The 19483-nt window shown below is 64.9% G+C and carries 12 protein-coding genes; 7 read left to right on the top strand and 5 right to left on the bottom strand.

Annotated elements, in window-relative coordinates:
* Positions 1-318: 318 nt before the first annotated feature.
* Entirely contained in the window at positions 319-6912 is a 6594-nt protein-coding gene (locus tag THSYN_RS10205) for a PASTA domain-containing protein (RefSeq protein WP_100919048.1), read from the bottom strand.
* Positions 6913-8964 (bottom strand): putative Ig domain-containing protein, encoded by a 2052-nt coding sequence (locus THSYN_RS10200; RefSeq protein ID WP_157817577.1) that lies wholly within the window; start codon positions 8962-8964, stop codon positions 6913-6915.
* Positions 8965-9826: 862 nt separating this feature from the next.
* On the opposite strand from THSYN_RS10200, the gene gshB reads away from it, so the two are divergent.
* From gshB to THSYN_RS10170, 6 genes are all read left to right on the top strand, one after another.
* A complete protein-coding gene (gshB, locus tag THSYN_RS10195) occupies positions 9827-10834 on the top strand; it encodes a glutathione synthase (RefSeq protein ID WP_100919046.1) in 1008 nt (335 codons plus the stop codon).
* A gap of 183 nt (positions 10835-11017) precedes the next feature.
* Entirely contained in the window at positions 11018-12025 is a 1008-nt protein-coding gene (locus THSYN_RS36825; protein WP_100919045.1) for an energy transducer TonB, read from the top strand.
* Between the two features lie 98 nt (positions 12026-12123).
* Entirely contained in the window at positions 12124-12687 is a 564-nt protein-coding gene (locus THSYN_RS10185; protein WP_100919044.1) for a YqgE/AlgH family protein, read from the top strand.
* Between the two features lie 62 nt (positions 12688-12749).
* Positions 12750-13181, top strand: a complete 432-nt coding sequence (gene ruvX / locus THSYN_RS10180; protein WP_100919043.1) for a Holliday junction resolvase RuvX — start codon at positions 12750-12752, stop codon at positions 13179-13181.
* 546 nt (positions 13182-13727) lie between these two features.
* The gene (locus THSYN_RS10175) at positions 13728-14825 is read left to right on the top strand and encodes a hypothetical protein (protein WP_100919042.1); all 1098 of its coding nucleotides are present in this window, start codon (positions 13728-13730) and stop codon (positions 14823-14825) included.
* Positions 14803-16833, top strand: coding sequence for an Hsp70 family protein (locus THSYN_RS10170; RefSeq protein WP_236848851.1), 2031 nt, complete (start codon positions 14803-14805; stop codon positions 16831-16833). The genes THSYN_RS10175 and THSYN_RS10170 overlap by 23 nt, the downstream gene beginning before the upstream one ends.
* Before the next feature lie 11 nt (positions 16834-16844).
* Here THSYN_RS10170 and THSYN_RS10165 read toward each other — a convergent pair whose 3' ends face one another.
* Genes THSYN_RS10165 through THSYN_RS10155 form a run of 3 tightly spaced genes read right to left on the bottom strand, consistent with a single transcriptional unit; the run spans position 16845 to position 17682 of the window.
* On the bottom strand, positions 16845-17072 hold the full coding sequence (locus tag THSYN_RS10165) for a transcriptional regulator, XRE family protein (RefSeq protein WP_100919040.1): 228 nt from the start codon (positions 17070-17072) through the stop codon (positions 16845-16847).
* The gene (locus THSYN_RS10160; RefSeq protein ID WP_236848850.1) at positions 17069-17374 is read right to left on the bottom strand and encodes a type II toxin-antitoxin system HigB family toxin; all 306 of its coding nucleotides are present in this window, start codon (positions 17372-17374) and stop codon (positions 17069-17071) included. The genes THSYN_RS10165 and THSYN_RS10160 overlap by 4 nt, the downstream gene beginning before the upstream one ends.
* A gap of 11 nt (positions 17375-17385) precedes the next feature.
* Complete coding sequence (locus THSYN_RS10155; RefSeq protein WP_100919038.1) at positions 17386-17682, bottom strand: DUF2845 domain-containing protein; 297 nt, start codon at positions 17680-17682, stop codon at positions 17386-17388.
* 329 nt (positions 17683-18011) lie between these two features.
* Here THSYN_RS10155 and THSYN_RS10150 point away from each other — a divergent pair, with 329 nt between their 5' ends.
* Positions 18012-19409: an IS701 family transposase gene (locus THSYN_RS10150; protein ID WP_157817576.1), complete on the top strand. Its 1398-nt coding sequence runs from the start codon at positions 18012-18014 to the stop codon at positions 19407-19409.
* The last annotated feature ends 74 nt before the right edge of the window (positions 19410-19483 follow it).

The following is a 19483-nucleotide window of genomic DNA, read 5'->3' as shown; positions in this document are numbered from 1 at the left end:
CCGCCGGGAGCCGAGCCTTGCGCCCGCCCCGGTCCGCCGCTTGCGCCGACAGCGCAAGCGCCTGATCCTCTTGCTCCCCCCTTAGTCGGGGAGGGTTGGGGTGGGGGCAGGCTGAACGGTTACGCGCGGAGCGCACGACACCCACGGGCACTTCTGCCTTTTACCACGGCGCGGCACGGGCGTCGATGGTTCCCGCGGCACCGATCAGTCGCGTGCCGGCGCGGGCACTTTTCGCGTTGGCATGGGCGCGGCGGACTAGCTGATCGGGCGGTGCTTCCGTAAGTAAAGGGTCGTCGGCGCGCGTCCGTCGACCGGCGCTCACTTGCAACCGAGGCCCTCAGCCAGCGATCTCAACTGTGCCACGCCGGCAACGATCAGAGGAACGCGATCATTAGGCGTTACGTAATACACGCCCTGGTTGTAGGTCGCCGTGGCGGTGAGTCCTCCCGCGACGACCCAGGGCACGGCCGCAACCACGGTGTCGAGGAAAACGCAACGTGCCGCGGAGGAGAACAGGAACGTACGGAGTACGTAGCTGCGCATCAGCGTCTGGGCAGCCATTATTTCTCCGGCCTCGACAGCCAAGAGGAACTGGTTCAGCGCACCGGTCGGGATGGCGGTGGTCGCCACTGCTTCGGCCGCCGCGAGCTCGCCTGCCGCAAGGATCGCGGTGCCGGTGAACCAGGTCAGGCCGACCATCGCGAAGCCGACGCCGTAGGTCCGGGCGGTGCCCCAGTCCTTGGCAATCCCCAGCGCCTTCGTGCCGATCATTGCGATGAATCCCACTCCAGCCGATTTTGCCAGGATCTGGACGGCCATCACCGTCATCAGGTTGAAGTCGGACCGACCTGACGGATCGCGGTTGTCGACCGGGTTCGCATGCGCATAGAGATACCGGTGCAGCGACATCGGATCGAAGAAGTTGCCGAGCTCGGGGTCGGTCGACACCAAGCGCCCGGTCGTCTGCTGGTAATAGCGGGCCCGCAGGTAGTAGAAACCGAGGTTGGGATCGAGCTGCTCGCCGGCATAGAGATAGGCGTTCGGGGTCGATCCGCTGCCGACGAGCAGCACGCCGAAGGCATCGAAGCTGTAGGTGTCGGTCACCGCCCCCGCAGCATTCGTCAACTGCCGGTGAGAACGCTGGCCGTCCGCGAGATAGAAGCTCGTCCCGAACCCGGGTTGGGTTTGAGCGATCAGCGCGTGGCCATAAGTATACGTGATGGTATGCGCGCCACGCGTCTCCACGACGACCTGCGCCAGCGGCGGTTGCGCATCCCCGGCGCACCCGCACGGTGCAGCCGGTCTTGCTTTGTCGAGCAGGAATGTCGTCGTGACGCCGCCAACGGTCCTGCCGGTGCGCATCCCGTCGGCATCGTAGGCAAACGTGGCTGCGCCCGCGGCGCCGCTGACACCGATCAGGCGATTCTGCGCATCGTACTGATAAGCCTCCGTGGCGACGCCGTTGCCGCGCGACTTGAGATTGCCGTTGTCATCGTAGGTGGACCTGAAGGTGGTCGCGCCGGTCGTCTCGGTGAGCAGCCGGTCGTTGCTGTCGTACACGTTAGTTGTCACGGTACCGTTGCGGTTCAGTTGCGTCCGGTTACCCGCAACGTCGTAGGCATAGTCGATGACAACATTCAGGCCGGGCGCCTGGACGATCAGTTCCTGCGTCAGCCGATACACCGAATCATACACGTAGGTTACCGTCCGCCCGGCAGTCGCCGGCCCGGCTTCCACCACCTGCACCCGATTGCCGACCGGGCCAACGCTGTACGTGTACGACGAGATGAGGCCGAAGGGGCCCCTGTTGGTCACGTTGACGAGCCGGTTGCGTGTGTCGTAGCTGTGGGTTGCGATGACGCCGTTGGGATAGGCGGTGGTCGCGAGATTGCCGGCTGCATCATAGCCGTAGGTCGTCGTGCCGGCGGGATCAGTCACCGTGGCGAGTCGGTTCATCGCGTCGTACGTGTACGACGTCATACCCTGCGGCGTGGTCAGGGCGGTCCTGTTTCCCACCGCATCGTAGGTGTACGTCAGCGTTGCACCGGACGCCTTGGTTTCCTGCGACAGGCGACCACGCGTGTCGTAGCGGTAGCCGTCGCCCCCCGCCTGCGTGCGCAAGCCCGTCGGCGTCCACGAGAACGGCACCGAGACGCCGCCTGGCAGGTTCTTCTGCACGACACGGCCCAGGGCGTCCGCGATGAAGGTCGTGAGTTGGCCGTTGAAGTCGGTGTGCGCCAGCAGTTGGCCGCCGGCGTTGAAGACGAAGCTCTCCCGCTCGCCCGCGGGGCGCGTGCGACTGACCACGCGACCCATCGCGTCATACACAGAACGAGTCGTATTGCCGTTCGCGTCGGTCTGGGTCAGGCGGTTGCCGACGGCGTCATACGTGAACCTGGTGACGCCGCCTGCCGCGTCGGTCACAACGATCGGGCGGCCCGCGGCATCGTGGCCGAACTGGGTCGAGCGTCCGGCCTCGTCGGTCTGCGCGATTCGCCACTTCGCGGCATCGTACGTCGTGGACCTGAACGTGGCGTCGGGGAACGTGGTCCGCGTGAGGTTACCTTGACTATCGTAGGCGAAGGTCGTGACGCGGGACAGCGGATCGGTGAACTCGATGCGCTGGCGCTTGCTGTCGAAGTGGTGTACGGATGCATAGCCAAGCGCATCCGTGACGGTTTGCCGGTTTGCGGCATAGGTATAGCCGGTCGCGTTGCCGCGCTCGTCGGTCGCCACGAGCATCCGGTCCGCGGCGTCCCAGGTGGTCGTGGCGAAGGTCCCGTCCGGATGGGTGGTCCGGACCTTGCGGCCCAGCGCGTCGTACTGGAACAAGGTGGTGCGGCCGTCGCGATCGGTGCGGGTCAGTTCGCGGTTCTCGCCATCGTAGGTCATGGCATCCGCGACGCCATCGGGCAGCCGGCTCCCGACCAGGTTGCCCACGGCGTCGTAGTCGTAGCGCGTGACCCTCCCCAGCGCGTCGGTCTTGGTCGCTACCTTGGTCCCGTCGCCGACCGGACTGTGGGTGAACGTCGTGACGTTGCCAAGCTTGTCGGTCACGCTCCTCACGCGGCCCGCGCCGTCGTACGCGCGCTCCTCGGTGTTACCGTTCGCATCGGTCGTGCTCAGCATCCTGCCATTGGCGTCATACGTGTGCGTGGTGCGGTGTCCAAGCGGATCGGTCTCGGTCAGCTTGTTGCCCGCGCCGTCGTAGGTAAAGGTAGTGACCTGGTTGAGGGGATCGGTGCGGGTCAGCAGGTTGCCGGCGCCGTTGTAGGTGAAGCGGGTGATTCCGCCCTCCGGATCGGTCGTCTGCGTAAGGTTACCGCCGGCGTCGAAGACATTGGTCGTGATGCGTCCTTCCGGATCGGTGATGGTCAACGGCTGGCCCTGCGCATTGAAGGTGCGCACCGTGGCGTTACCGTCGAAATCGACGCTGGCCAGCAGGTTGTTGAGGCTGTCATAGGTCTTGCTCGCCACGCGCAGCAGCGGATCGGTCTCGGTGAGCTGGTTGTTACGGCTGTCGTAGGTGAAGGTCCGGACACCACCCAGCGCATCGGTCTGCGCCACAATGTTGCCCGCGGCGTCGTAGTCGTAGACTGTCGGATTACCCAGCCGGTCGTGGACGAGTTCTTGCGCGACGCCCTGGGTGCGGGTGATCGTTATCCGATTTGCGTTCGCGTCCGTCGTCGCGATCAGCCGACCCGCCCCATCGTAGTCGTTGCGCGACGGGTGGTTCCCGGCCGGGTCCTGCATATCGATCAGCCCGTGGCCGCGGTTATATGCGTACTTCGAGACCCCGCCTGCAGCATCGACGTGCCCGACCAGATCGCCATTGCCGTCGTAGCTGTAGTTCTGCACGTTCCCCAGCGGGTCGGTGATCTGTGTGATCCGGCCCTGCGGATCGCGGGTGAAGGTGACGCTCTTGCCCGCCGAGTGGATGATTCCGCCTGGACCAAACGTCACCGTGTTGCCGTTGAGGTCGGTCACTTTCTGCACGCCGCCGGTCGGGCTGATCTCGATCTGGGTGCCATCCGCGCCCGTGTAGCGATAGAGCGTTGGCGAGTAAGTCTTGAGCGTGGAGTCGTCGACCAGTTCGACCTGCGCGCCGCCGCTCGCGATCAGCAAGCTGTTGTTACCCAATGCCTGCAACTGTCCCAGCGTTCCGGACCTTGGCTGGAAGCCGGTCACGTTCGTAAAGTCCAGCGAGCCGACATTCGCCGTTGGCGACACAATCATGTCGAATTCCTCGACCCGGCCGTCTGGCAACGTGAGACTGACCTTGTGCTCGTCGGTCGACGACAGCGTGACCATAATGCCCGAGACAGTGCGCACCCAGCCGGTGCCCAGCACGCGGTTCGTGCGCAGCCGCAGGGTCTGGAAGCCCAGTCGCCAGCCGATACCGAAATCGCCTTGTGTCTTGTCGCGGCTGTCGTAGGTGCGGCTGACGGTGAGCGGGATGCCCGACATCGGGATGCTGAGATCCTCGAAGGTGAGACTAAAGAGGCCAATCTTCCGGTTGCCGGTCAGTTGCACCGTGCGTGTGGTCACACTCTCGTTCTCGCTTCGGTCAAACACTTTGAGGCGCAGCGTGTATTGGTCGTTGACCAGCGTGGTCGGATCAAGCGTGCCCAGCGTACCGTCGGTCACTGGCGTGGTGCCCTCGGCAATCAGCGTGTAGTTCTCCTCACCGGCCAGGGCATAAGCCAGCTCATAACGCAGGAAGTTAGTATCGCTCGCGGTGCCCACGATCGACACGGGGCCGGTGACGGTCGCGCCGTCCGCCGGTGCGGTGATGCCGGCGGTGGGCGGCGTATTGTCACTGGATGCGCGCGCGGCGACGTTCAGCGTGCCCTGCCCCGTCTTGCCGTCGAGGCTGGCGCTGAGGGTCGTCGCGCCCTCGTGGATCGCCTTGGCGACCCCGGTGGGGCTGATCGTCGCCGTGCTCGTGGCCGACGAGGACCAGGCCGCGGTCAGCGTTACGTCGGCGCTGGTGCCGTCGGTGAGGATGGCGACGGCCGTGTACTGCAATTCATCGCCCGCGAGGCGCAGCAAGGGGCCGGGGCCCGGCTCCAGGACGATGGAGGCGATCGGTGCGGGCAAGGGGCCGCCGGCCGAGACCATCAGGGCGACTGGTGGTGCGCTCCCTGGCAGCAACCCGGTGCCGGCCGCCGGCGCTTGGGCCATGATGTCGCCGACCGGGATGGTGGTGGAGAACGCGGCCGTCACGTTGACCGTCAAGCCCGCGCCGGTGAGCCGGGCGTTGGTCGGCGCCAGTTGGTCGCCGACGACGAAGGGCATCGTGAAGGGTTGCGGGCCTTTTGAGACCGTCAGTCTCACCGTGGCACTGAGTGCGACATTGGCAGTGCCGGCCAGCGGGTCCTGGCCGACCACCGTTCCGGCCGGTTGCGGCCCAAAGAGTTCGGTCACGACCAAGGGCTTGAGGCTGGCGGCCTCGATCATGGTGCGGGCGTCGGGCAGCAGTTGGTTGACCACGTTCGGAACAGCAACCGCAGTGGGGGAGAGGTCGATGATGAACGACTGCTCGGTGCGCGCACCTTGTGTATCGACTGCGGCGACGGTCATCACAATGCGCTGAAAGCCGCAGGCCCTGCAACTGTAAAGACCAAGGTTGCCGGTGACCGCATCGACCGTCGGGCCCGGATAGGATGGCGGTCCGAAACTGCTGGTGACCAGCTCGTAATGGACGGTGTCGCCCAGGTCCGGATCCAAGGCAGTGATGGTGTAGATTGTCTTCGTGCCGTCCGGGCTGACTCTGAGAAGCGCGCTGGGCGGTATCGACGTGATCACCGGCGGACTGTTCGCCGGCTTGATATCAATGGCCACCGTCGCGGGCGCCGAATCCGCCGCGCCATCATTGGCCTTGTATGTGAACGCCGTGGTCTGCGCGAGGCGCGGATCGATCACCGTGCCCTGCTGAATCTGCTGGCGGAAGTCGCGGCGCACCGAGCCGTCGTACAGGATTTGCGCGGTATCGTCGGTGGCTGCCGGTCGGAAATTGAGCTGGTTCTGTACCTTCGGCCCCGGCGCCCAATTGTGGTCACCCCCGCTGATGCGCATCGCGGAACCCTTGCAATTCACCGGTCCCGTTCCGGGGCCATAGTTGCAGTTCCAGCGATCGGGGACATGCACCAGGATGTCAATGTGGCCGTCGTTGTCGGCATCCACCAGGAGTGGATTACCGTGAATGTAATAGGCAGAGCTTTCGGTATCGATGCTCCACAGGTCGGCGCCGGTGCGCCCGTTCAGGATAAAGAGGCGGCGCGTGCCCTGAAGGATGACTTCGGGTACGCCATCCAGATTGAGGTCATAGACATAGAGCGGCGAATCCGTGGTGTGCGGCATCGCGATGGGCGCGATGGCGGGCACGACATCGCTGATGATGTCGGGCGGCAGTTTGGCCCAGAGCAATGATCCATCCTGACGATAGGCATAGACGAAACTATCACCGGCAAGCAGGACCTCCGGAGCACCATCGCCGTCAACATCGGCCACGCTGAGCAGGCCGTTGATCCAGGTGAAAGGAATCGGAATGGTGCGGCGCAAGGTGCCGTCGTGATTGAAAATATGGATGCCGCCCGCGTTCTTTTGCGGGCCGTTGTCGTAACCAATGATGTGGATGATGACCTCGGCCTTGCCGTCGCCGTCAAGATCAGCCACCGCGACCGAGGTGGGCTCAAACCCGAGTTTCACGCCAGAAGTCACGGAAGCGAATTCCGCCTGCCAGGCGAGCGTCCATATCCCGTCCACCAGGTTCCACACGTCGCCGCCCGAGATGATTTCGACCTGGCCGTCGCCGTCGAGGTCGGCCACGATCGGAACGTTTTGCTCGGTCGGCGTACCTTGAGGGTTGTACGTGTTCACTTGGTTGGCGGCATTCGGCGCCGTGAGCACCTAGTCGATGGCGCCGGTGGCGGCGTCGATCACAAAGGTTGCTTTGCAGGGGCGGCCTTCATCCGCGGGCAGGCCCGTTACCGTGCGGCAGGCGGCATACGCGAGGTGGTTGGAATAGGGCGTGTCGTAGTAATAACCATAGTCGCTCCTCGCCAGGAACCGGGTTATCAGCTTGGTCGCTCCGTCCGCCGTGAGTCTTGCCAGCGTCGGTACCGATCCATTCGCTGATGCCGCGAAGGACGGGGTGATCGGCGGGTTGGCCGGCTCTGACGACGTGGCGGTGGCATAGGCGCCGGGATGCGGCTGCGACAGGCGCGGGCTCAGCCACCGTGCCGCGACCTTACCGCCGGATACTTGCGAAGCGTTGACGGCGAACAGGCGATCCGGAAAACCGGCGTAGCCAAGTTGATCGCAATTGATCGAAGAAAACAGGTAAATGTCGCCATCGCCGGCGACATCGCCCAGTGCGAACTGTTCCCAAGCGGTACCGCAACCTGATATGTCCGCGTGGGTCTTGATCGATCGATCCAATTGCCATAACTGCGCGCCGTCGCTGCCGCGCCAAGCGCGAAAGTTGCCAAAGTCGGACGACACATGCTCAACGACCTGGTCGTGATTGAAATCCGCCGCCAACACGAAGGCCCCATTGGTGCCAAGTCCCCAGCGCCATTCCACCACCGGATTCAGCCCGGTGACGGGCGGCAGTGTAGCCGGCGCGGTGTAATTGAAGCCGCCATCGGCATTCAACGCGTTGAGCGTGCCCTTGTCGGGATCGGTCAACTTCGTCGCGGACAGTGGGTTGCCGCTGAATGCGGTGTCGTTGCCGAGCACGCCGGCCGCCGGGATGGTCAGCGTTTCGCCAAGCTGGACCTGATACTGATCGTCCCGCGCCACCGGCCCCGGCGCCGCCGGGGTCAGCGTGACGGTGAACGGCTTGCTGTCGGTGAGTCCGCCCGCGTCGGTCACGCTGACCGTGACGGCCGCATCGCCGGGGGCGACCCCGGCGGTCGGCCAGTTCAGCACGCCGCCGGTCAGCGTCATCCCTGCCGGACCCGACACCAGCGCGAAGGTCAGCGTGTCGCCCGCATCCGGGTCGGTGGCCTGCAGGGTGCGGCTGAACGCGGCGCCGACCGGCAGGATCACATTGACCTGGGGCGCCAATTGCGGCGCCTGATTGGTGTGTTCGACCGTGACATGAAAGGTGGTCGTGGCCGTGTGGCCGGCGGTGTCGGCGACGGTGGCGGTAAAGGTGTTGGGTCCCAATTGCGCCGCGGTCGGGGTCCAGTCGATGAGCGGTGACGGACTCAGTGCCGCGCCGGTCGGCGCCGTCGGCAGCGCGTAGCTCAACGTGTCGCCAACGTTGGCGTCGCTCGCCACCAGCAATTGCTGATAGCGGGTGCCGAGCGCGATGGTCCGATCCGGGACCGCCAGGAACACCGGCGCAGCGTCGCTGACGGTCACCTGCATGTCGCTGGTTGTACTGAGTGCGCCGTCGTCGGCGGTCATACGCAGCGTGTAAAGGCCAGGGGCACTGAAGGTCGCGCTGGTGGCGGGGATCGCAGAGTTGCCGAACACCACGTTCGCAGAGGGACCGGAAACCAGGCTCCAGGTCGTCGTCAGGTGGGCGGGGGTCGGCTGGCCGTCATCCGTGGCGGTGCCGGCGAGTGTGGCCGCCGCCGGCAGTGTGACCGCCTGATTGGCACCGGCGTTGACCACCGGCGCTTGATTGGCTGCGTCACGCGCCAGCACCATGTCGATACGCAGCGCAAGCTTGGCGCCGTCCGTGGCGGCATAGAGCGCAACCAGGTCTTGGCCAGCCGGCGCATCGCCCTGGTTATCCTGCCCCAGCGGTGCGATGCCGTTCCAATCGATCCCGCTGCCATCCGCCACGAAGGCAAGGGCGGAGACGGTGGTCAGGGCACTCGCCACTACACACAGCACGAGCATCAGTTGCCCGCCCGGACGCGCATAGCGACGCATCAGCCAGCCCGACCCACCGACCAACACCAGCAGTATCAGCAGTCCGGTCGGCGACAGGGCCGGGATCGGCACCGCCACCGCGGAGGGCAGGCCGAACGGATAAAACAGGTTGCTCGCGCTCAGACTGTCGCCCGCGGTGATGGCACCGATCCGCGCCGCGGTTGTGCTGCCCAGGTCAGCCAGCGGGAGGAAGGTCTCGATCAGGTCCGATCCGCCGAGGCCGGTTGCCATTCCCACCGGCCAGCCGCCGGGACTCACTGTAACCGCGGCACCGAATCCGCCGCCGGTGCAGGCGCGCCGCGTGATGGTCCCTACGGTCCCGGTACTCGCCGTGGTCGTCACTTCGGTGGTCAGCGCGACTTCCAGGCCCGGCAGCGTGCGGCTGCCGAGCGTGAGCGTACACCCGGTCGCGGAATTGTTGTCGGTATCGAACCCGATTGCGACCGAGGTCGCGGCGGCCTGCGCCAGCGATGCCGCCAGGACGAGAACCAGACCGACCACCCCTGCGGCCCATGCACGCGGCGATCTGCGCGGAGACGAACACGATGTCATGACGCTATCCTCATCTTCCGGGTTCCGATCAGGGGCAGGTAACCCGAGCGCAGGACGGCAGGATGGCAGGACGGCGAGGGTTCTTGGGACCATAGCATCAAAACCGCCTCAGATAAATTTCTTTGTCGAGGGCAGCAGGGCGCGTCATATTTCTGTCGATCAGAGGGTTGACGGATAGGGCCTGGTCTTTCCCAGCGGGACGCGAGGGCTTTGAGCATCACCGCGGACCCTTGTCTCTTGGCCCTTGCGGTCACCCGTCGCGGCCGGGGGGCCGCTCCTACGGGGGTGGCGCCGGGACTGCGATCAGCCCGGGCGGGCGCACGGCGCCGTGGCCGCCCCCGCCGAGGGACCATCCGCACCGGCATTCGGTTACACTGACGCCATGACTATCGAACTCGGCATCATCATGGACCCCATCGGGTCCATCAAGATCAAGAAGGACAGCACCTTCGCCATGATGCTGGCCGCGCAACGGCGCGGCTGGCCGCTCGCCTACATGGAACTGGGCGACCTGTTCTTGGGCGAGGGTCGCACTCAGGCGCGGATGCGCGCGCTGACGGTCACCGACGACCCGGCCGGCTGGTACCGCTTCGGTGCCGAAACCACCCGCGCCCTCTCGGACCTTGACGCGGTGCTCATGCGCAAGGACCCGCCCTTCGACATGGAATATGTGTTCTCCACCTATCTGCTGGAACACGCGGCGCGCGCCGGTGCCCGCGTCATCAATGACCCGCGGGCGCTGCGCGACGCCAACGAGAAGCTGTTTACCGCGCAGTTCCCCCAGTGTACGCCCCCAACCCTGGTGACCCGACGCCTGGCCGACATCCGCGCCTTCCAGGCCGCCCACCAGACCATCATCTTGAAACCCCTGGACGGCATGGGCGGCAGCGGCGTGTTCCGGGTGAACCCGGGGGACCCCAACCTCAGCGTGATGGTGGAACTGCTGACGCAACGCGGGCAGCGCCTGTGCATGGCCCAGCGCTATGTCCCGGAGATCACCGCGGGCGACAAGCGCATCCTGATGATCGACGGCGAACCCGTTCCCTACTGCCTGGCCCGAATCCCGGCCCCCGGGGAGACCCGCGGCAATCTCGCGGCGGGGGCGAGCGGCCTGGGCCGACCGCTCACGGAGCGCGACCGCTGGATCAGCGCCCAAGTCGGACCGGAACTGCGCGCCCGCGGCATCCTCTTCGCCGGTCTCGACGTGATCGGTGACTATCTGACCGAGATCAACGTGACCAGCCCGACCTGCATCCGTGAACTGGACGCCCAGTTCGGGCTGGACATCGCGGGCGACCTGATGGACGCCATCGCGGCCCGGATCGCCCAAGTATCGCGGAGCGCAAGTGCCGATGCCAGCCTGGCGATTGATCCAGAGCCGAAAAATTAGACAGGATTAACAGGATTTTGCAGGATTAGCAGGATAGATCACGGGGCGACGCACAGCAACAACAGATCCTGTAAATCCTGAGAAATCCTGTTAATCCTGTCCATTTCTCAAGCCCAGGGTTATTCTCCGATGGCTGCGGAATTTGCGCGTCGCGGTGCCGGCGTCAGTTTGCCTGCCAGGTCCATGGAGCATACCCCGATCGAAACCAGCCACACTCAGGGCCTCCCCCGCGCACTCACCGCGCCCCTGGACGGCGGCCCCTCCCGCATCCTGCCCGCGGCCCTGCTGGGGGCGGCCGTGCTGCACCTGTTCCTGATCCTGGCCATCTCATTCAAGCTGCCGCAACCGCGCAACGCGCCCCCGGACCAGTCCCTGGAGATCGTGCTGCTCAAGGACCCGGGCCAGGCCACCCGCAACCCGGAACCAGACGCCGCCCTGTCCCAACGCTCCCGGGTCGGGGAATCACCGCGGGGTGACGGGGTCATCGCCTCGCCGCTGGACGGGCCGCCGCTGCCGGCCCTGACACCCGCCGAAGATGAGCCCCTGCCGGATGAACCACGGGCGCAAGACCCCCGCGCCCAGCCCGCCGTCGCGACCGCGGCGCCGCCCGCCGCGCGGACACCCCCGCGGCCGCGCCCCGAGCGGGTGGTGGCGGCCCCTACCCCGCAGCCGCGGCCGGCGCCCAAGGTCCCGGAACCGCCCCCGCCCCGGCCGCCGCCCGCGGCCCAAGCGGCTCGGCCCGTGGATGCCGCCCGGATCCTCCAGAGCCGCGACCAGGAGATCGCGCGCCTGACCGAGAGCCTGCAGGCGCGCTCGGCCGCCTACGCCAGCCGACAGCGGCGCAAGTCCATCAGCGCCAGTACGCGTGAGTTTCGCTACGCGAGCTATCTGGGCGCCTGGGCGCGCAAGGTCGAGCGCATCGGCAACATCAACTACCCGCAGGCGGCCAAAGACCAGCACCTTTACGGAAACCTGATCCTCAGTGTGGCGGTGCGCGCCGACGGCACCGTGGAGCAGGTGCGGGTGGTGCGCTCCTCCGGTTACCCACTGCTCGACCAGGCCGCGATCCAGATCGTCCAACTGGCCGCCCCCTACTCCGCCTTTCCCCCGGACATCGCCGCCGAGACCGACGTGCTCGACATCGTGCGCACCTGGCAATTTCTGCGCGGGGGCAAGCTGGCGTGGGAATAGAAAGGAGCCCGGGCGTCCCGCCCGGGATACACGCGCGGGCGGGACGCCCACACTCCTTTCGACTTGCCTCCCCCCCCGGCGCACGGGATACTAGCCCCATGGGCTTCACGACCTCACTCACCAACCACTTCCTGATCGCGATGCCGGGTCTGCAGGACCCGAATTTTTCGCGCACGGTCACCTATGTCTGTGAACACACTGACCAGGGGGCCATGGGCATCGTCATCAACCGCCCCACCGAGGTGACCCTGGGCGAACTGCTGACCCAGCTCGACATCCCCACGCGCCTGACGGCGGTGCGCAAGATCCCGGTCTATCAGGGCGGACCGGTGCAGACGGACCGCGGCTTCGTGCTCCACACCGCCGGCCCCGCCTTCGACTCCACCCTCAACATCACCGACGCGATCAGTGTCACCACCTCCCGCGACATACTGGAGGCCATCGCCGGCGGCGAGGGGCCGCGGCAGACCCTGATCGCCCTGGGCTACGCGGTCTGGGGCAGCGGCCAACTGGAGCAGGAACTGAGCGCCAACGCCTGGCTGAGCGGCCCGGCCGACGACCACATCATCTTCCGGCTCGCCGCCGAGGGGCGCTGGCTGGCCGCCGCCAAGCTGCTCGGGATCGACATGAACCTGTTGAGCGGCGAGGCCGGGCACGCATGATCGCGAGAGAGTTTTGTCCGCAAATGAACGCAAATGAACGCAAATCGGACCAATCCTCTTAGATGCCCACGCTGCTTGGATTCGACTTCGGCCCGCGCAAGATCGGGGTCGCCGTCGGCCAGACCGTCACCCGCTCCGCCACCCCCTTGACGACACTGCGCAGCCGCGGCGAGCGCCCCGACTGGCCGGGGATCGAGGCCCTGGTACGCGAGTGGCAGCCCAGCGCGGCGGTCGTGGGCCTGCCCTTCAACATGGACGACACGCAAGTCGACTGGGCACCCCGGGTCCATCGCTTTGCCCGCCAGCTCGAGGGCCGCTTCGGGCTGACAGTGCACCTGATCGACGAGCGCCTGACCTCGATCGAGGCGCGCCGCGAACTCAGCGCCCGGCCCGGCTTCAAGGGCGGCGCCGGCGAGCGGGACCTCGCCATTGATGCCCTGGCCGCGGCCCTGATCCTGGAGACCTGGCTCGCCGAACTGCCGCGAACCGATTAGTACCACCAAGCGCAATTGTGCGGACGATGAGGCGTCGGGTGCGCCCGCCCGGGTAGGGTGCGCCGCGCTCACCTTGAGAGGCTGAGGTTGGTTGCCGCAGCCAGGGTTTCGGGCGGCGCCATGGTGCGCACGGCGCACCCTACGGTCGCGGGCCGGACGGGGCATTCGCCCCGTCCGAAACGTTTTCTCCGAGCCGCGAGCCTGCGGGACCGACCAGCGACTTAAACACTCGGGACCGGGCGCATGCCCCGTCCCGCCCCAGGCCGCGACGCGACCGCGCAAGCTGCCGTGACCTCGTCGCGGCGCAAGTCGCTCCCACTCCCGCGCCCGCTTGCGGGCCTGCAGCGGTCCGCGCAGCGGACCCTACGGCCCCGGTCATCGCCTTCAGCGCGCTGGGGCACCGACAGGCGCACCAACAGGCGCGATACTCCATGGTTGGAACCACGCGGCGGCGGCGCGATCCCGGCGGCGAGCGCCCTTGCCTATACTGATGGGCGGCGCCACCCCGGGCAACGGTGCTCCCGGCACATCAAGAGAGGAAATCCCGTGTCAGTCATCATCGAAGAGGCCATCCGCGGCTGGATGGCGGCAAACCGGGGCCTGCGCGAGCAGGCCACCACGCAGGGGGTCGAGCGCTTTTTTGCCGCCCTGGGGGACGGCGACACCCTGACCCCGGCCCAACTGGAGCGGGCGGTCGCGGCTGCCCGCGACGCGGTCTTTGCCGCGCTGACGACGGACGCGGTGTTGGATGGACTCCCCACCCCGCCCCAGGGCGCCGGTACCCGCGAGGCCCTGCGCAGCCGCTGGTTCGGGCTCAACCCGGCCTGGGTGCTGCCCGGTCCGCCGACGGCCGGCCGCGCCCTCTCGGCGCGGCACCTCGCCGCGACCGCCGCCGTCGGCAGCGTGCTGGGGATGCTGGTGTTCGGGACCCTGCTCAACCTGAGCCTGGACATGCGCGCCCTGGGGATGCTGATCGGGGCCCCGGCCGGTGCCGCGGGGGCCCTGTATGCCGTCGGCCGGCTGACGGAAAGCAAGGCCCTGCGGACGGCGCTCAAGACCCTGCTCGGCGTGGCCGGGGCGCTGGACGTCGCACGGGTCGCGACCCTTGGCCTGGTGGGGCTCTGGGGCCGACTCGCCGGTATGGGGCTGCTGCGGCGCATCCTGCTGTACCCGGGGGTCGTGGCGCTCCTCGCCTTCACCCGTGGCAGCGCGCACTACGACCGCAACGCCTACCGGGACTCCATCCGCGACCTGATCCGGCAGTGGGTCGAGTGCTCGGCACTGCTGCTGTGCAGCCTGTCCAGCGCACCGGTCGCGGAGCCCAAGGCCATCGTACTGGACAAGAACCTGGCGCGGGCCATCGCCGACCTGCACCGTGCTGATCTTCCGGACCTGCCGACCGCCGCCGAGGCCCTGCTGCTGGAGGGGCGCCGCCTGGGGCTCGCGGGCCTCACCGAGCCGGCGCGCTTCACGGCGGCCGAGCGCGCCGGGCGCTCGCGCCTGCGCTGGGGTCCGGAGCTGGCGCAGCGCTACCGCCCCTTCGGTCTGATCGAGGAGGGCGACACCGTCATCGTCGAGGACGAGCCGGTGATTCAGAACGACCGCGTTTTGGAGAAAGGTCTTGTACGAAAACAACGTGCCTAACGCACTCCGGCTCGCGCCGCCGTCGGTCCGCCCGACGCTCGCCATCGACTTCGGCACCTCCAACACCTATGTGACCAAGTGCGCGGGGGACCGGGAGGAACCGGTCGGCGTCGACTTCGGCGACGGTCGCGACGGGCTAGCCACGGCCATCCTCTATCGCGACGGTAAGGAGCCGCTGATCGGCAATCAGGCCCTGGAGGAGTTCGGCGACGGCGCCGCCGACCACCCGGACTATCAGATCCGTGCCCAATTCAAGCCGGACCTTGCCAGCAGCGCGGAGGCACGCCGCAACACCCGCGACTTCCTGGCCGGGTTGCTTACTGTCGCCCGGCGCCAGCACAAGGACATCGACCCCTTGCAGCGTCAGGTCATCTTCGGCGCCCCGAGCGAGGCGTCCCCCGAGTACCGCGACCTGCTGTGCGCCGCGGCCCGGGAGGCGGGCTTCGGCGAGGTCCGTACGGTGGACGAGCCCAAGGGGGCCATCTATTTCCACCTCCAGCGTAAGGACATCACCCCCGCCGAGGCGCTCCAGGGGGCACTGGTCGTGGACTTCGGCGGCGGCACCTGCGACTTCGCGCTCCTGGTGCGCGGCGAGGTGGTGCACTCCTGGGGCGACATGCACCTGGGCGGGCGCCTGTTCGACGACCTCTTCTACCAATGGTTTATCGAGCAGAACCCGGACGCGACGGCGGCCATGAGCCGCGAACGCGCGGAGTTCTTCGTGCTGGCCGTGCGCTGCCGGGAGGCCAAGGAGAAGTTCTCGCTCGCCATGGCGCTCGACCCGTCGCAGCCCTTTCGCAAGGCGATCGGCGAGTTCGGGCGCATCAGCGAGGTGACCTGGGAGGCATTCTTGACCCGGGCGCGCCGCTACCGGCCCTCGCACACCTTCGCCGACTATCTCCGGACCATGAATCCGCTGGCTTATGAGCAGTTGCTGGCCGGCGCCACGGGGCTCGACCTGCTCGACTGGTTCCGCCAGACGCTGCGCCTTGGGCTTGCCAATGAGCGGGTGCGCATCCAAGAGCCAAGCTGTGTGATCCTCACCGGGGGCAGCAGCGCCTGGCCCTTTGTCGCCACGATCATCAAGGAGGAGCTGGCGCACTTTGCGCAGCCCCCGCGGCTGGTCCACAGCGACCGGCCCTATGTCACCGTCTCCCAGGGACTGGCCATACTCCCGGCCCTGCAGGCGCGCCTCACCGCCGCCCAGAGCGGTCTGCGCACCGAACTGCCGGTCTTCATCAGCGAGCGCATCAACCCCCTGCTCGAACGCCGACTGGACGAGGTGGCCGAGCGCATCGCCGAACAGGTTGCGGTCGGGCTCTTCGACGAGGGGATCGCGCCCATCCTCGCGCACTTCCGCCAGGAGGGCGGCTCGGTCGCCGGGCTAAAGGCACAGATCGCCGCCCAGGCCGCCGCCTTTCAGCCGCAGATCGAGACCATCGTGACGGGCCAGATCGCCCGGGTCCTGAGCGGCGTGGCCGCCGACACCACCGAACTGATGCGCGACTGGTACCGCCGCCACCGGCTTGTCTTCAGTGCCGGACTCACCCACGAGGACCGGGCGATGACGACAGAGGCCGAGCTGCGCATAGCGGACCCGCGCATCTTCGCCGAGATCCAGGACGTGGTCTTTGCACTGTCCACCACCATCGTCGCGGTGCTCGCCGCCGTCATCAGCGGCGGGGCCGGCACGGCGCTGATCATGGCCGGTCACATGGGTCTGCTGCTCGGCGCACTGATCGGCCTCATCGCCGGCGGACTGGTCCTGGCCTATGGCGTGGAAGAGGCCAGGCGGCGCGCCGAGTCCTGGGAAGGGGCCCCCCGCTGGCTCATCGCCCGCGCACTCACGGACGAGAAGATCGCCGGCCTGCGGGCCGACATCAAGGCGCAGGTCGCGCAGAAGGTCCGGGCCCAGGCGGAGGGCGCCCGCACGGCACTGGAAGACCAGATCCGGGGCCAGGTCGAGCAGGAGATCGAGAACCTGTCGGCGATCAGCAATTTCCTGTAAGGCGATGCCCGCTAAAGTGGTTCATGATCGATTTCATATGCTTCTATGAGATCGCCAACCACGGAAATTAACGAATAGAGAGGGTGCCCGGCATCGTCCCGCACCAAATCAAGCAGGTTATTGAGGAACGCCGTGGTCCGGTCATAATCACTTTCCGACTCGATGTGCGACACCGGAGCCGCTGATCTGAGCGCTTGCCAGACGGGAACGAGCTTTTCAACATCAAGTGCCGCGTTCATTTTCTTCTCCAGGCATTTCTGTCGTATTCCGCATGAGTCATGACTTCCCGGACGTAAAGCCGTTGTCTATCATAGTGGATAACGGTAGCGATGCGATACTTGTTGCCGCCCACATCGAACAATGTGTAGCCATCGACATAATCTGCCGAGCGGAAGACCTGCCGCAGTTCCGGGAAAGATACCGCGGCAAGTCGGCTAACCTTGCGAAACCACTCTTCTAAAACCGGCCGCCCTTCCGGATGACGTTCCCAGAATTCCCTGATGGGCTTCTTTGATATGACGCGCATGGCTGTTCCGGCCACCTGCCAGGGTCCTACCGACGCCTTGCTTCGATCTTGGTTATCTTATCATCGACCGTGTCCACCACGTAGATCCAACTATTATCGATGCGATCCTGGTAGGTAAAGCGCTGCCCTATCACATAGCCCTCGCGATTGACGATGTTCGATTGATACAGCGGCTTGCCGCATTTGCTCACGAGGGCGGCAGCCGAATCTCCCTCCAGTATCAGGTTGCCGTCCTGACAGCGAAACCCCGCGTTCGCGGTGAGCGGTAACGCGAGGGCGACGAGAACGCAAAGGCAACCGAGTCTTGCTTGCTTAAGCACCATTTTTTCTCCGCAGTCTTGGTTTCACTAACGGCCTGTAGGTTGGGATAAGAAACGAAACGCTGCATCCCCGGCGCAGCGGTGGAGTTCCTTCGTCCCCCCGACCTGCCGCCCTCATCGCCGCAACCGTCAGTTCGGTAGGATGGGCAGAGCGCAGCGATGCCCATCATTCGGCACCTACCGGCCTTGATCATGGTCCCGGCCGCGACCCTGACCGGTTGTGAAATTTTTTGACAGGATTAATTCTACTTTGTTAAATTGCAATAGGCCATTGAATTTGATATAATTTTAGCAGCGGTAAAAATATATTCGGAGCGTGTAAGAGAAGCCTGGTGAATAAAACAAACTATGGTCAACCGGACTATGCTTTGAAAAGGATAGTAAAGCATCTATCAAATCATCTTGAAGGCTATCATGAATGCTTTCTGACCAAAACTTCCGATGGTTATGAGTTATGTCGAGGTTACATCAACGGCCTTCTGAAAACAGAGTCTGGTAAGCGTAACATCGAACGCCTTAACGAAGAGATCGAGATGCCGGATAACAGCTATCAGCAGCTTCAACACTTTATCACGGATTCCCCCTGGTCTTCAGAGAGAGTCATGCGCTTAGTTGCCCAAAATACATCTGATCTGTATGCCGACCAACACGACTATCGCTCTCGTGACGTCGGTTATATTATTGACGAATCCGCACATCTAAAGAAAGGCAACTATTCGGCGGGTGTTTCCAGACAATATGCTGGGGTGGTCGGAAAAGTGGATAACTGCCAGGTTGGCGTCTACGCGAGCTTAGTTTGGCAGTGTCACAGCACGTTGGTTAACTGTCGCCTCTTTCTACCAGAGTCATGGACCAGCAATCCAGAGCGTTGTGAAAGAGCGGGCATACCTCCTGACGCGCGTGCTTTCAAGACCAAGCTGGAACTGGCGCTCGATATGGTGACAGCAGATATGGCGGCAGGCGTGGAATTTGGCTGGGTCGGTGGAGACGGCGTCTACGGACATGGATGGGAATTAAGTAATGCTATAGATAACATGGGCTTAACGTTTGTTTTCGACGTTCATTGCAATCAGCTAATTTATACCGTTGAACCAACGATTTCAGTTCCTGAGAAGAAGCCTGGGCCGGGTCGCCAACCGACGAAGCCACAAACAGATATAGATCCCATAACGGTGAAGAACTATGGCACTTCTCTAAGTTCTCATGCATGGCGAAACGTTACAGTTCGCGATGCGGTTAAGGGGCCGTTGACGCTCTCAATTCATGCGGAAAGAGTGTGGGTCTGGGATGGCAAAGGTGATCGTGCAATAGAGCGAGTCTTGGTAATAAGCCGAAATCTGGCCGACAATAAGATCAAATACTCGCTAAGCAACGTTGACTACATGGAGACACCGATTGAAAGGCTAGCATACATGCAAGCCCAACGATATTGGGTGGAGCGTGCCTTTCAGGAGGCTAAATCCGAAATCGGGATGTCTGATTATCAAGTTAGGAAATGGAATGCCTGGCACCATCATATGGCACTTGTCATGCTCTCACTCTCCTTTATCGTAAAAGAGCGTATTACGCACAAACTTGAATACCCTTTATTAAGCTGCCGGGACGTTCGGCTGATGATTATCGCGTTACTAACGCAGGATGAGGCTATGGTTGAAAAGCGTATTGCACAAATGGCGGTCAGGCATGATCAACGGCGTAGCGATATCGAGCGGCGTTACAAGATAGCCTAGCCAGGCTAGTTGAAAAGCGGCCAGAATTCAAGTTAACAAAGTAGAATTAACAAGATTTACAAGATTGAAAACGA

The sequence above is a fragment of the Candidatus Thiodictyon syntrophicum genome (assembly GCF_002813775.1).
Lineage (GTDB): Bacteria > Pseudomonadota > Gammaproteobacteria > Chromatiales > Chromatiaceae > Thiodictyon > Thiodictyon syntrophicum.
This window is presented reverse-complemented; position numbering and strand designations above follow the sequence as displayed.

Excerpts from the sequence above, each read along its gene's own strand:
- gshB (WP_100919046.1), top strand. The coding sequence starts at position 9,827 with ATGACTATCGAACTCGGCATCATCATGGACCCCATCGGGTCCATCAAG.
- THSYN_RS36825 (WP_100919045.1), top strand. The coding sequence starts at position 11,018 with ATGGAGCATACCCCGATCGAAACCAGCCACACTCAGGGCCTCCCCCGC.
- THSYN_RS10185 (WP_100919044.1), top strand. The coding sequence starts at position 12,124 with ATGGGCTTCACGACCTCACTCACCAACCACTTCCTGATCGCGATGCCG.
- ruvX (WP_100919043.1), top strand. The coding sequence starts at position 12,750 with ATGCCCACGCTGCTTGGATTCGACTTCGGCCCGCGCAAGATCGGGGTC.
- THSYN_RS10165 (WP_100919040.1), bottom strand. The coding sequence starts at position 17,072 with ATGAACGCGGCACTTGATGTTGAAAAGCTCGTTCCCGTCTGGCAAGCG.
- THSYN_RS10155 (WP_100919038.1), bottom strand. The coding sequence starts at position 17,682 with ATGGTGCTTAAGCAAGCAAGACTCGGTTGCCTTTGCGTTCTCGTCGCC.